Annotated in this window: 14 protein-coding genes and 1 tRNA gene; 10 read left to right on the forward strand and 5 right to left on the reverse strand. The window is 56.7% G+C overall.

The annotated features are described in order from the left end of the window. Window positions 1–166: 166 nt before the first annotated feature. Both F6R97_RS25025 and F6R97_RS25030 read left to right on the forward strand, forming a co-directional pair. Window positions 167–256 (forward strand) — tRNA-Ser (locus F6R97_RS25025). A 294-nt stretch (window positions 257–550) separates the two neighbouring features. Continuing rightward, the gene (locus F6R97_RS25030; protein WP_038979870.1) at window positions 551–748 is read left to right on the forward strand and encodes a hypothetical protein; all 198 of its coding nucleotides are present in this window, start codon (window positions 551–553) and stop codon (window positions 746–748) included. A gap of 93 nt (window positions 749–841) precedes the next feature. Here F6R97_RS25030 and F6R97_RS25035 read toward each other — a convergent pair whose 3' ends face one another. Beyond that, window positions 842–1,144: an XRE family transcriptional regulator gene (locus tag F6R97_RS25035; RefSeq protein WP_038979871.1), complete on the reverse strand. Its 303-nt coding sequence runs from the start codon at window positions 1,142–1,144 to the stop codon at window positions 842–844. 10 nt (window positions 1,145–1,154) lie between these two features. Further along, the gene (locus tag F6R97_RS25040; RefSeq protein ID WP_038980249.1) at window positions 1,155–1,496 is read right to left on the reverse strand and encodes a type II toxin-antitoxin system RelE/ParE family toxin; all 342 of its coding nucleotides are present in this window, start codon (window positions 1,494–1,496) and stop codon (window positions 1,155–1,157) included. 387 nt (window positions 1,497–1,883) lie between these two features. Here F6R97_RS25040 and F6R97_RS25045 point away from each other — a divergent pair, with 387 nt between their 5' ends. The 7 genes from F6R97_RS25045 to F6R97_RS25075 all read left to right on the forward strand — a co-directional run bounded on the left by F6R97_RS25045 (window position 1,884) and on the right by F6R97_RS25075 (window position 5,032). Further along, a complete protein-coding gene (locus F6R97_RS25045) occupies window positions 1,884–2,204 on the forward strand; it encodes a YbjQ family protein (protein ID WP_007902143.1) in 321 nt (106 codons plus the stop codon). Between the two features lie 218 nt (window positions 2,205–2,422). Beyond that, window positions 2,423–2,617, forward strand: a complete 195-nt coding sequence (locus tag F6R97_RS25050; RefSeq protein ID WP_008072999.1) for a hypothetical protein — start codon at window positions 2,423–2,425, stop codon at window positions 2,615–2,617. 338 nt (window positions 2,618–2,955) lie between these two features. Further along, a complete protein-coding gene (locus tag F6R97_RS25055) occupies window positions 2,956–3,321 on the forward strand; it encodes a glycine zipper domain-containing protein (protein ID WP_038979874.1) in 366 nt (121 codons plus the stop codon). 186 nt (window positions 3,322–3,507) lie between these two features. Then, a complete protein-coding gene (locus F6R97_RS25060) occupies window positions 3,508–3,933 on the forward strand; it encodes a glycine zipper domain-containing protein (protein WP_030127952.1) in 426 nt (141 codons plus the stop codon). A 128-nt stretch (window positions 3,934–4,061) separates the two neighbouring features. Continuing rightward, complete coding sequence (locus tag F6R97_RS25065; RefSeq protein ID WP_167344811.1) at window positions 4,062–4,232, forward strand: hypothetical protein; 171 nt, start codon at window positions 4,062–4,064, stop codon at window positions 4,230–4,232. Window positions 4,233–4,339: 107 nt separating this feature from the next. Then, a complete protein-coding gene (locus tag F6R97_RS25070) occupies window positions 4,340–4,564 on the forward strand; it encodes a hypothetical protein (RefSeq protein ID WP_038979875.1) in 225 nt (74 codons plus the stop codon). Between the two features lie 102 nt (window positions 4,565–4,666). After that, window positions 4,667–5,032, forward strand: coding sequence for a hypothetical protein (locus F6R97_RS25075; RefSeq protein WP_315867244.1), 366 nt, complete (start codon window positions 4,667–4,669; stop codon window positions 5,030–5,032). 149 nt (window positions 5,033–5,181) lie between these two features. On the opposite strand, the gene F6R97_RS25080 is transcribed toward F6R97_RS25075, so the two are convergent. Then, on the reverse strand, window positions 5,182–5,592 hold the full coding sequence (locus F6R97_RS25080) for a hypothetical protein (RefSeq protein WP_315867245.1): 411 nt from the start codon (window positions 5,590–5,592) through the stop codon (window positions 5,182–5,184). Between the two features lie 2 nt (window positions 5,593–5,594). After that, window positions 5,595–10,463, reverse strand: a complete 4,869-nt coding sequence (locus F6R97_RS25085) for an RHS repeat-associated core domain-containing protein (protein WP_315867246.1) — start codon at window positions 10,461–10,463, stop codon at window positions 5,595–5,597. Between the two features lie 263 nt (window positions 10,464–10,726). On the opposite strand from F6R97_RS25085, the gene F6R97_RS25090 reads away from it, so the two are divergent. Then, the gene (locus F6R97_RS25090) at window positions 10,727–11,422 is read left to right on the forward strand and encodes an HAD-IA family hydrolase (protein ID WP_007902125.1); all 696 of its coding nucleotides are present in this window, start codon (window positions 10,727–10,729) and stop codon (window positions 11,420–11,422) included. Window positions 11,423–11,607: 185 nt separating this feature from the next. Here the strand turns inward: F6R97_RS25090 and F6R97_RS25095 are convergent, their stop codons facing one another. Then, window positions 11,608–12,354: a 3-oxoacyl-ACP reductase family protein gene (locus F6R97_RS25095; protein WP_038979881.1), complete on the reverse strand. Its 747-nt coding sequence runs from the start codon at window positions 12,352–12,354 to the stop codon at window positions 11,608–11,610. Window positions 12,355–12,367: the final 13 nt, after the last annotated feature.

The raw sequence follows: 12,367 nt of genomic DNA on the forward strand, positions 1-12,367 counted from the left end.
GAAGGGAAGACGAAGCCGGAGATTGGCAGGTTTGCCATGCCCTTGAACGGCACGAAAGGGATAACGGCGTTAACCGCATGAAAATTCTGAAAAAAATGTTTGCCATCAGAAAAGCTTTCGACTACATTAGCGCGCCTCGACAGACAGAACATGTTTGAAGAGATACGGTGAAGTGTCCGAGTGGCTTAAGGAGCACGCCTGGAAAGTGTGTATACAAGAAATTGTATCGAGAGTTCGAATCTCTCCTTCACCGCCAAATTCGATGTAAGCAAAACCCCTGATTTCGAGAGAAGTCAGGGGTTTTGTGGTTTCTGGTGTCTGGATTTCATGCGTGGCGGTATCAGCGAAGGCGCTTTCTGAAACTGATGTAAGACGATTGATAGGCGGGTGGGAAGCATGCTGAAAAGCCAGATGGTTGGGGGCTTTCATCGGATTTGGCAGCTCACATAAGTCGCGCTGGGAGGGTATTGGTTTTACGCCTTCAGGGTGCAAAATGACTCAAAGGGCAGCACACAATAAGCGCCCCATTATCTGTAACGGCGCACACGTTATGCAGGAATTCACTATTAAACAGGCTGAGCTGAAAAAGGTTCACGTAGAAATCGTCAAGCTGATGGCTGAACAGCGCAAGCTGAACGCCGAAGCTGGCAAGATGACCTGTGAAATTTTTTGGTATCCGGTGGGCGTTGCGACTGGCCTGATCGTGACGGTGGCAACTATTACCGCGGTGTTGATCAAACTTCTCTAATTCCTACAGGACTCGAGATTAGGGACTTGGTTTTCCATCCACGCCGAAACTGGCGTAATGCCAGACTTTGGGCATGCAGATAAGAAACTGGATTTATGCGTGAGATTCGTCGCTCTCAGGAATCAGACGAACCTCTACTCGCTGGCCGAGTGCGCGAGCAGCGCTGGCGAGCGTGGCCAATGTCATGCCTGAGTCATTTTGATCGAGTGCCCGATCCACTGCAGTGCGGCTTGTATGCATCCGCTCGGCAAGGGTTTTCTTGCTGACACGCTGCAGCTTCATAGCCTCAGCAATTTGCCAGGAAATGACGCGCTTGAGAGCTGCGGCAGAAACCTCTTCGGCAAGACCTTGCTCCGCAAGGAAGTCATCGAAGTCAGATCCGATATGCTTGTTCATCTTTTGTGCCTCATAGTCGTGCTTTGCGCTGTTTGGCGGTAGCCATGTCCGACGCGGGTGTTTTTTGGCTTTTTTTGATAAAGCCATGGAGTAGCACCATGTCGGATCCAACAACTGTAAAAATAATGCGTGCGATGGTGTCGCCAAGATCAATCCTGATTTCCCAGAGCCCGGCATCCAGCTTTCTTACCACCGGCATGCCGATGGGCCAACCAAGCTGAACGGTTTTGATGTCTGTACCGACCATCCTTCTATGGTCGCGGGGAAGATCAGCAAGCCAGTCACGCACCGGTTCATTTTCAGCGTCCGTGCGAAAGAAACGGACATTGAGCACAGGTGCAAGATCAGTCATAAATATAGTGTACCTAAATAGGTGCATGAGGCAAATTTGCCGCTAAGCGTTCGATCCGCAAAGAGGTATGCGATCAGTAGATGGTTTTAGATAAGAAAGTCGGCGTACAAGGATTTACTCTCGCGTGTTAGGCGACGCTCAGACTATATGAGCCCCACCTCAGCCAGAGCAATGCGCGAACGGCGCGCGGCTTCCGAACGATATGTAGGACTTGTCTCCTTTTCGGGTACGACCTTTTCAAGTCGCCCTCAAAGCCCCATTTCAGGTGAGTTTCGCCCCCTGTTAGACTGCTAAACCCCTCGACGGTAATCGATCTCTATACTCAATTCTCGCGCCGTTTTTCCCGTCGTTTCACCCTATCGACGACACTCTGAACAAGGACATTTCATGATCACCACTACAACCCACACCATCGAAGGTCGGCAAATCACCGCTTACCTGGACATCGTCAGCGCCGAGTCGGTGCAGGGCGTTAACGTGATCCGCGATCTGTTCGCTGGCATGCGGGATTTTTTCGGTGGGCGCTCTCAAACGTTGGAGCGGGCATTGAAGGATGCGCGGATTCAGGCGACCGACGAGATCAAGGAGCGGGCGCGGGCGCTTCAGGCGGATGCAGTAGTAGGGCTCGATTATGAGATCAGCATGCCGGCCGGCAAGGGTGGAATGGTGGTGGTGTTTGTGACCGGGACGGCGGTCAAACTGCGGTAAGTCAGTGTGAAAAAATCATGAGGGCGCCGCCCCGGGGCGTGCTCGTTTTGTTTATTCGTCATTTGGTTTTGTAGGAAGCAAGCGCTGGCCATTCGTCGGCACGTAACAATCTGAATCACAGGTCTGGGAATGACCGACTAGTCTCAGAATCCTGGGTGGTCGATATTTTCCAGGCAAATAGGGCTTGCCGGTATCGACCCGTTGTGAGGAGCGAAGATATGACTGAGCCGTATATCGAAGACGACGGGGCGGAGTTTCCAATCAATAATTGCGTGCAGTGTGGTCAGACGGACTACGTGCCGAGCTTCGGTGAAGACCGTATCAAAATCAACAAAATCAAATCTACAGTGCCTCGAACTCGAGGGCCGAAATCGAAATTCATGCCCAAGCTGGGTGCGCCTTCCAGGAAGTAAACAGTGACTCGTACGAGCCCCGCCATTGAGCGGGGTTTCTTGTTTTGGATGGGTAGAAAGTATGGCTCGGTGGCCATGTAGAGAAATGTCCTACAGCTGCGTAGGTTTTTCACAAACTTTTCACACCAGCCTACGTAGTCTCAGCTCATCCGTTAGAAAGCAGTACCCTGGCCCGTCTCCCCAGCGGGCTTTTTTTTGCCTGTCATAAAACCTTTTCCATAAATGCTGTCCAACCGTCGCCAATGACGAGGTTGTTCCGTGTTTGTGTCTGGACTTTGCCTCCTCTAAAGCATTCAATCTCCGGCCTTTCGGTTTCCCCCTTTTTTGAGGTTCTCGTTATGCGTTTGACACTGCCTGCTCTGGTTCTGGGCCTTTTGGTTGCTCAAGGTGCGATGGCTGCCGGTGATGGCACTGCCGCGCTCGGTGGTGGTCTGGGTGGCGCACTGGGTAATGTGGTCGGTCAGAAAATGGGCGGTAGCACAGGTGCAGCGATTGGTGCTGGCGTAGCGGGCGCAGCCGGCAGTGCTGTTGCAGCACGCAAAGGCAGCCGCACCAAAGCGGCCATTGGCGGCGGTGTGGGTGCGGCGGGCGGTTCGGTGATCGGCAATAGCCTGGGCGGCAAGACAGGTTCCACCATCGGCGCCGGCCTGGGTGGTGCATTGGGCGGCGGCGTGGGCAGCAATCTGTCCAAAAAGCGCCACTGATCCTGAATGATCCGCTGAAAAAGCCCGGCTCGATGCCGGGCTTTTTCGTTTTGGAACGATTCTCCCGTATATGGCTCAAATCTCTTACAGTCGGTATCTGATTTGCTGTTCAACAGACGCAGATGCCAGGCTGAGGCCTATCCGCGGCACGTTCTTCCCCCGATGCGGAAATTAGAGGTTCATATCATGCGTTTGACATTGTCCACGGTGGTTTTAGGACTTTTGGTCGCTCAGGGTGCAATGGCTGCCGGTGACGGCACTGCTGCAGTGGGCGGTGGTCTTGGCGGCGCGTTGGGTAACGTGGTCGGCGGTCAACTAGGCGGCAGCACGGGAGCAGCGGTTGGCGCTGGCGTCGGCGGTGCGGCAGGCAGCGCGGTCGGTGCGCGCAAGGGCAGTCGAACAGAAGCGGCCGTTGGCGGCGGTATCGGCGCGGCGGGCGGCTCAGTGATCGGCAATAGCTTGGGCGGCTCCACCGGTTCGACCATTGGCGCCGGTGTGGGCGGTGCAGCCGGTGGCGCGGTGGGCAGCAACTTGGGTAATGACAGCGGCAGCTCGCATTCCGGTGGCGGCAAACACAAACACAAGCATAAAAATAAGTACAAGCATCGCTAACTCGGCATCGAGTGACAGTAGAAACCCGGCCCAGTGCCGGGTTTTTCGTTTCTGTCAGTAGGACTCTGGAACGTTTGCCCGTAGGACGCCTCGAACTTCATACACCCCTGAACGTTTTGAGGCATGTCATGACTCCGGAAACCGAAGGCATGGAAGATGAAGGTCCGATCAACGATCCGGGCAACGAAGATCCGGGGTCTCTGATGGACGACGCCACGGTGCCGCTCAACGATGCCGATGACGCAGGCGATGTGGGCAATATCGAGTACGACGAATACGACGAGGAAGACGACGAGTGACAGGGGGTGTGGTCGGGCCGACCGATCGTCCCTCTGATCGAACCGCGTCTATCGTGTTGTCCTCGAAATGTCAGGATCTGCTTTTCAGGTCCATTGAGAGGTGCGTTATGAACGCTGATCCAAAAGACTCTGATATCGACGACGATACCCCCGAGTATCCGCTACCTTCACCCACCGACTCCCTGAGTCGTGATCAGCGCCCGCCCGACGATGACGACACCGGCGTGGAGCAGGTGCCCACCGATACCGATGATGTGGAGCGCGGGGATGTGGAAGCCAATCCCGATGACCCGGACATTGCCGGTGACGATCTATCGGGAGAACCGAGCTGAAGCCTGCGCAGCGATCCATCGCCGCTCGTCGATTGCGCGGCATCTTTAAAAAGCGACCGCTGCCAGACATCAGGTAAAGCACTCTTTAAAAGGAGGTGCGCCATGATCAGGTCAAAACTGACAACCCTGACGGTGGTCGGCTTATTGTCGATCAGTTCATTGTCGGCGTTAGCTCAATCTTCCGGCCGCGATGCGCCGGTCGACAAGGGCGGGATGCCACCTTACTCGGAAATGAATGCGGGTACCTCGGACGGGAAGGCGCCGCCACCGGACACCATTGGTGGTGGGAATGGCGACGATGCCAATGGAAGTAGCACCAGCCCGGGGAAGGGAAGTGGGTCGATGAGCGAGGGAGGTTCGATGGGGAGTGGTTCTGGAGGTGGGTCTGGAGAATCAGGTGATTTTGAAATTGATGAGAGCGGTGGTGGAGTAGGAAGTGGAGGTAAAACCGGTGGTTCTGGCGGCTAAGTCAGTGTTTCATGTAGAACTGAGCCCAGCGTCGAGCTGGGCTTTAGATGTTTTTCACAGGCGTCACTTATGCTTGACGCATTTGCTCGATGAACGTGTTGCGTGAGTTCATGATTCTATGTTGTTGGTTGTTTTATTGAGTATTATCTTCAGGTTTTTTTTTGCGTTGTAATAATTAATGACTCGATCCAGTTTTTATAGAAGGTTTTTTGCTCTTCAATGTTGCTAGTAATATTTTCGTCTTCGTAGTCGAAAATTCGTACTATGTCCTCTTCTTCGCTAGGTTTTCCAAGTTTAAGTTCGTATGCGACTAAGCCACTAGACATTTGGGACGACATTCGTGAAGGATGAACATTTAATTTGGCTCCTTTGCACAGAAATTTTATCTCAGGATAGTGGGCTCTTAACATGCCAAAGCATACGAAAAGGTCATAGGCTGTATAAACTTTTTTTAAACCATTTTGCATCGTGAATGTGAGTGTCGGTTTTTTTCTGTCGCATTCGATTGTGGCCCTTTCTATGACCCCATGATTGTTTATTAAAATTTCTATTGTTTTCATGGTTACTTCCTGAAAGGGTTGGGTATTGAGTAGCCCTTATAGCTACCATCATCGTAGACGGGGGTGACGCCCACGATGTCGTGATTTTTTATTCCTCCTGGGAACGCTATCTCAGCCTCACGCCGATGTGGTGACATCATGCCCAATTCTTTATTTACATCGATGCCGCGAATGTTTTTCAGCACATATATATAGCCGTCGGCAAGACCGTACCCTGTGGCAAACTTTTTTGCCTCTTTTTCGTTTGTCGTAGTGCTGACAAAGTAACTGGGAGGGCTTCTGTTATCTGATGCATGCAAAAACAGATCTGTACTGTCTCCCAAGGGTTCAAATCCTGCCTCAAAAATTTCCCATGGTTCTCGGTCGTCACCACGGTATAAATAATAGTTCTCTTGTTTTGGATTTGGGGGGCCGGGCTCCCCCTCATCAACCCCCACCTTACCCGCCGGATTCTCATCCCCAAACGACGGCTTCTTACATCCATCGCCCCCTGGACAATCACTCAACCCCAACGGATCAACCCAACCCGTCGGATTGCGCGTGTACTGATAGCCGTTTAACCCACCCGCCAGCTTGCTCGGATCCGGCGTCAGGTACCGCCCGACATCCGGATTGTAGTAGCGATGCCGGTTGTAGTGCAGGCCGGTTTCCGCGTCGAAATACTGCCCTTGAAAGCGCAGCGGTTGATCGAGGACCTGGTGAGTGTCGCGGTTGAGGCGGGTGAGGCGGCCATAGGCGGTGTATCGGGCGGCCCAGATGATGTCGCCGCTGTAGTCGGTGAGTTCTTGCGGTGTGCCGAGGTGGTCGAGTTGGTAGTAGAACGGGCACGCTTGGCGCGGGCCTTTGCCGTCGAGCATGGCCAGTGGACGGAAGGTGCCGGGTTCGTAGATGTAGCTGCGATGGTGATCCTGGCTGTGTTCAGCGACGAGATGGTCGCCTTGCCAGAAGAACTCGGTGGTCTTGCCATCGACGGATTTGCTGATACGGCGGCCGAAGGCGTCGTAACGGTAAGTGGCTTGGCTACCATTGGGCAGGGTGGCGCCGATCAACCGGTGCTGGCAGTCATAGCGGTATTCGGTGACCAGTTTCTGTGCGGTGCCGCGACGCTCGCGGATCAGGTTGCCGAAGGCGTCGTAGTCGTAGTGGCGGTCGCCCTGCATCAGCAGGCGATTACCCAGCACCTTCGCAACGCCGGGGCGGTCCTGCATCAACAGGTTGCCCGCCGGGTCGTGGGCGAAGCTTTCCGGCGATTGATCACGGGAATGGCGGACGCGGATCAGGCGGTCGAGCGAATCATATTGGTAGCTGCGCTGGCCGTGGCGGGTGTCGGCGATATGGTCGAGATTGCCGTTGGCGCTGTAGGCATAGTCGCGACGGTAAAGCGGATGTTGATGTTGGCTGACGGCATGGGCCTTCAGCCGGCTTTGGTCGTCGTAGGCGTATTCGCTGAGCAACAGACCCTGTTGGCGGTTTTGTTCGCGACCGAAGGCAAACTGGTGGGTGGTGAGGCGTGTGCCGTTGAGATCAATGGCCGTCAGCGCGCCGCCCTTGGCGTGGTGGTAGTCGAGTTTGCTGTTGTCCGGCAGGCGTAGGTGGTTGAGTCGGCCGCACGCGTCGTAGCGGTAACGCAAGGTGCCCCAACTTTGGTGCTCGGTGATCAGCCTGTCTTGGGCGTCGTATTCGAATTCCAGCGGATGGTCGTGGCCGTCGTCGACACTGACCAGTCGGCCGAGGCGGTCGTAGCGGTACTTGACCTTGACGTCATCGGGCAGGGTCTTGACCAACAGACGTCCAGCCGGGTCCCGCTGATAGCCGGTGATCAGCTGCGAGTTGTCATCACCAAACTCGGTTTTCTCCTGCAGGTGGCCATTGAGGTCGTAGGCGTAAGCGGCGCGGCGGCCGTCGAAGCCGGTTTCCTGTCGGATCAGGCCGTTGGGCGAGTAGTCCAGACGATATTTTTCGCCGGATTCGTTTTCGATTTCCGTGAGCCGTAGCTGCGCGTTGTCGTAGCGGTACTGGAGCTGGGTGCCGTCTGGGTTGATGCGGCGGCTGACCAGGTGCAGATCGTCGGCGTATTCGTAACGGGTGATGCGGCCGAGTTCATCGCGTTCGGCGGTGATCTTGCTGTTGGCGTTGTAGCTGAAGGCGCGAGTGGCACCGGTATGCAAAGTCGTCTGGATCAGTCGGCCGACGGCATCCCATTGGTACTGGGTGAGCGCACCGTGTTCGTCCTGACGGGTCGTCTGCCGGCCTAGCGCATCGTAGGAAAAGCGTCTCTGACCACCGTCCGGCAAGGTCTCTTCGAGCAGTTGTCCCAGCCCGTTCCGAATGAAGACATGCCGGCTGTTGTCCGGGAAGCGGATCGACAGCAAACGCCCCTGAGCGTCGTGGTGATAGTGAGTGACATGCCCATCCGGATCGGTGGCTTCGGTGATATCCCCCTGAGCATTGCGCTGATATTTCCACACCGCTTTGCCGTGATAGCGCGCATGCAGGAAACCATTGTGATATTCGTAGGATGTTGGCTCGTCTTCCGGCGGAACCAGCGCCACCAACCTTCCGACGTCGTCATAGCGGTATTCGGTGATGGCCCCGAGCGGATCCTGCTCGGCAATTAGTCGACCTTGATCGTCGTAGGCCTTGAGCTGTTCGCCGCCACCCAGCTCGACCCGGCGCACCAGCCGCGCCCGATCATCGTGGACGTAAACCTCTTCGCTGCCATCGATGTTCTGGACGGTGACACTGCCTTGGTCATCCCAGACATAGCGCGCCTCCATCTGTGCAAACGATGCCCAATGCCGGACGCAGCGCGCCGCCTTGCCGGACCTTTCCCACTCCCAGAAGAAACTCGCGCCACCGGCCAGTTGCCGCTGCAAAATCACATGCTGGTCGTCGTAGTCGTAACGCTCGCTTTCCCCAGCGGCGTTGGTCGCTTCGATCAAGCGTTGGCGGGCGTCGTAGCGATAGAAAACCAGCGTCTGCTCTGTACGCCAGGATTCACCCACGGCATCGGAGGGATGAAACGACTGATATTCAATGGCGACGAGGTGTCTGCGCTCGTAGCACAACAGCAGCGAACGACCGGCGCCGTTATCGAGACGTTGAATGCGATCCTGACGGTCGCGAGTGATGAGGAGACGGTTATCGTAGGCATCACTGATCGCCGTTAGCCGACCGTTATGAAAGTGGTAGAACCGGCTCGTTTCTCCGGCTAGCGCGAGAATCAACTCCTCCGAATCATCTCCGAGGTAAATCGCTGCCCGCGACAGGCTGTTGTGGATCACCGGGCGCTCGACACTCGGCAGCGGAAACGTGGTGCGGCGGTTTTCATGGTCGACCCAGACGACCTGTTCATCGTCCAGCTCCAATCGCTGCGACAGCGAATGGCTCCAACCCCAGCCCAGTCCGCAATCAATCTCCACCGCGCTGGTGCGGTACAACCGGGTGAAGTCGAACGGCAGAATCCCATCCAGCGAACCGTCGGTCAGGGTCAGCAGTTCTTCGCCGGTGACCATCGACACCGGACAGTTGTGGGTGCAGGTCAGTGCCGCGCAATCGGCACTGTCGCCGTTGGGGTTTTTCGCCTGACTCGATGCATCGTCGTGAGGTTCGTGACGCCCCAGCCGGGTCATGGCGTTGGACTTGTCGCGAGCAATCGCAACCGGATTGTTCACCTGTACAACGGGAGAGTCGCCAGCACGGATCTGTAACGGAATCGTCGGTGCCGGTTTCAGCGGTGCATTCCGCGCGCTGACCACGAGCGGTTTGAGCGCGCCAGCGTGGGCTGTCAGGTCAGATTTGGCCGTCAGTTCGGCCAGCCGCAAACTGGCCGCCGCCAACCACTGCCGAGCCTGCTGGGACTTGATCTTGTCCAATACTTTGGCGCTCATGCCGAGCTTCAGGCCCGTAGGTCCGGTGAGGCGCACCAGAAGGAAACTGATCAATAGTTCTGTGCGAATTTGCGCTACTACTTCGGCGATGTACTGCGGCGGCAGCATCCTCAGCCAACTGGTGAAGGCCGCGAGATGGATGAACATCAACGGCTCATCGCTCAACATCAGCAACACATTGGCGATGGCTTCAGCCGAAGTATTCAGCAGCGTCTCTAGCTCGCCTTGGGTCAGGTATTCGAGGAGTTTTTCGCTGTTGGTTTGCAGGTCTGCCAGCAGGGCGTAGACCTGCTTCACGTCATCCCACAAACCGTGCAGCGAACGCTCGAAGCCGCGCCAGTCGGCCTGTTGCAGCATGCCGTAGCGCTGGGTGAGCGCGGCCTCGGAAAAGCCTGCCCATAAAGGCTCGAATTCGCTCGTCCATTCATTGCGCAGCCAGCCTTCCAGCTCGCCGATCACGCCTTGATAGGAGGCGTAGAGCGCTTTGACGTGATCGGCGCAAACATTGGGAAAGAAGGTGATGCGATAACGTTGGCCGCGCCAGCATTCGGGGATTTCGAGGATGCCGCTGGGGCCAATGGTTTTGTGGACGGGCTCACCGAACGTCAGTTCACCATTACGCTGCGAGATAACCGGTTCGAGCGTCACCGGCGTATTGCCGATCGGCACGAAACGCGCGGTCTCGAACAGATGCACCAGGGTCAACGGACCGCTGGCTGGGCACATGGCGAGCGTCGAACTGACAGGGGCGGTGGAGTCCTTCGGCGCGCTGAGCCGGACTTCGTTACCGACCTTGAATACCTGCTCGACATTCAGCGCCCCACCGGTCCAGAAGTTTTCCGCCCAGGCTTCGTAGTTGTTGAGGCAAAGTCGAAAATCACCGAGCAGCGCTTCGACGTCCGGCTGCTCGGGGTTCATGGCGGCGACCACCAGCAAGCCGATGGCATTGTTCAAGGCCAGGACCTTGTCAGGTTCGAACATTCGCAGTCCCTCGCGCTGATTAATCTGGAGCGCAAGACTTTGCGGGGGATCAACAAGGAAAGAAGTCGGGAAAGGAGGTGTTTGGTGTAGGGGAAATCGCTAAATCATCGCGGGCGTCTCGACACAGTTTTTTGTATCCGCCGGGCATTGCCCGTTGCTCTCTGCCAACCGCGCTCGCTATGCTGCTGAACCCTTTAATCCATCACGGACCCGGTCGTGCCTTAGCCGCTCCTGGGATGTCATGAGAAAACGGATCAGATGCGATGAATGCACCCTTGGATGAGTTCGGCCCGATCAAGGCCGTGATTTTCGACATGGACGGCTTGTTGCTGGACACCGAGGGCATTTACACCGAGGTCACGTCCATCATTGCCGGGCGTTATGGCCGAACCTTCGACTGGAGCGTCAAACAGAACATCATCGGTCGTGGCGCGGGTGATCTGGCGCGCTATGTGGTCGAGGCGCTGGACCTGCCGATTACAGCCGAAGAGTTCCTGGTGATCCGTGAACCGCTTATGCGCGAGCGTTTTCCGACGGCGCTGGCGATGCCTGGCGCAGAGGAGCTGGTTCGGCACTTGAAGGCCAATAACATTCCCATTGCAGTGGGCACCAGTTCTTCACGTCAGTCGTTCGGCCAGAAAACCACCTTGCACCGCGACTGGTTTGCGCTGTTCGACTTCATCGTCACCGCTGATGACCCGGAAGTGGGCGCGGCCAAACCAGCGCCGGATATCTTCCTGACGGCGGCGCGACGCCTGGGTGTCGCGCCTGAGGATTGCCTGGTGTTCGAGGATTCACCGTTCGGCGTCACCGCAGCGAAAGCGGCGGGGATGACGGCGATTGCGATTCCGGATGCGGCGATGGCCGACGAAAAGTACGCACACGCCGATGGCATTCTTCGTACGTTGAAGGCGTTCAAGCCCAGCGCATGTGGCCTGCCGGCACTCGAGTGGGCTTAATGCCGGTAAATGTGGGAGCAGGCTTATGTGGCGAGGGGGCTTGCCCCCGTTGGGGCGCGAAGCACCCCTGAAACCAGTCACCGCGATCTTGAGTTAGACAGCGGTGACTGGTTTTACGACTGCTTCGCAGTCGAACGGGGGCAAGCCCCCTCGCCACACAAGCCCGCTCCCACAAGTGACCTGTATCAGGCGCCGAAACCACCGTCGATGGTCAGGCTGGCACCGGTGATGTAGCCGGCTTCGGGGCCGACAAGGTAGGCGACGAAGCTGGCGATTTCTTCCACTCTGCCGTAACGACCCACGGCCATCAGCGGGATCAGGCTTTCAGCGAAGTCACCGCTGGCGGGGTTCATGTCGGTGTCGACCGGGCCTGGTTGTACGTTGTTGATGGTGATACCCCGTGGGCCGAGGTCGCGAGCCAAACCTTTGGTCAGGCCGACCAGCGCCGATTTGCTCATGGCGTACGGGCCACCACCGGCGAAGGGCATGCGTTCGGCATTGGTGCTGCCGATGTTGATGATGCGACCGCCTTCGGTCATATGTTTGGCCGCTTCCTGGGTGGCGATGAACACGCTGCGTACGTTGATGGCCAGGGTCTGGTCGAAGTCTTCGAGTTTGAAGTCTTCCAGCGGTGCGACGGCCAAAACGCCTGCGTTGTTGACCAGGATGTCCAGGCGCCCAAAGGCTTCGACGGTGGCATTAACGGCATTGCGAATCGCTACGGCATCGGCGCTGTCGGCCTTGATGGCCAGGGCTTTGCCGCCGGCGCTGGTGATGCTGTTTTGCAACTCTTCTGCTTTGGCGGTGGAGCTGACGTAAGTGAAGGCGACGGTAGCGCCTTCGGCAGCCAGGCGTTTGACGATGGCAGCACCGATGCCGCGTGAACCGCCTTGAATCAGAGCTACTTTACCGCTGAGGTATTGAGTGGTCATGTCGATCTCCAGA

The sequence above is a fragment of the Pseudomonas sp. JV414 genome (assembly GCF_032424305.1).
GTDB lineage: Bacteria > Pseudomonadota > Gammaproteobacteria > Pseudomonadales > Pseudomonadaceae > Aquipseudomonas > Aquipseudomonas lini.

Coding starts and splice junctions, on each gene's coding strand:
- F6R97_RS25050 (WP_008072999.1), top strand. CDS start 2,423: ATGACTGAGCCGTATATCGAAGACGACGGGGCGGAGTTTCCAATCAAT.
- F6R97_RS25080 (WP_315867245.1), bottom strand. CDS start 5,592: ATGAAAACAATAGAAATTTTAATAAACAATCATGGGGTCATAGAAAGG.
- F6R97_RS25065 (WP_167344811.1), top strand. CDS start 4,062: ATGACTCCGGAAACCGAAGGCATGGAAGATGAAGGTCCGATCAACGAT.
- F6R97_RS25045 (WP_007902143.1), top strand. CDS start 1,884: ATGATCACCACTACAACCCACACCATCGAAGGTCGGCAAATCACCGCT.
- F6R97_RS25070 (WP_038979875.1), top strand. CDS start 4,340: ATGAACGCTGATCCAAAAGACTCTGATATCGACGACGATACCCCCGAG.
- F6R97_RS25085 (WP_315867246.1), bottom strand. CDS start 10,463: ATGTTCGAACCTGACAAGGTCCTGGCCTTGAACAATGCCATCGGCTTG.
- F6R97_RS25095 (WP_038979881.1), bottom strand. CDS start 12,354: ATGACCACTCAATACCTCAGCGGTAAAGTAGCTCTGATTCAAGGCGGT.
- F6R97_RS25090 (WP_007902125.1), top strand. CDS start 10,727: ATGAATGCACCCTTGGATGAGTTCGGCCCGATCAAGGCCGTGATTTTC.
- F6R97_RS25060 (WP_030127952.1), top strand. CDS start 3,508: ATGCGTTTGACATTGTCCACGGTGGTTTTAGGACTTTTGGTCGCTCAG.
- F6R97_RS25030 (WP_038979870.1), top strand. CDS start 551: ATGCAGGAATTCACTATTAAACAGGCTGAGCTGAAAAAGGTTCACGTA.
- F6R97_RS25055 (WP_038979874.1), top strand. CDS start 2,956: ATGCGTTTGACACTGCCTGCTCTGGTTCTGGGCCTTTTGGTTGCTCAA.
- F6R97_RS25040 (WP_038980249.1), bottom strand. CDS start 1,496: ATGACTGATCTTGCACCTGTGCTCAATGTCCGTTTCTTTCGCACGGAC.
- F6R97_RS25075 (WP_315867244.1), top strand. CDS start 4,667: ATGATCAGGTCAAAACTGACAACCCTGACGGTGGTCGGCTTATTGTCG.
- F6R97_RS25035 (WP_038979871.1), bottom strand. CDS start 1,144: ATGAACAAGCATATCGGATCTGACTTCGATGACTTCCTTGCGGAGCAA.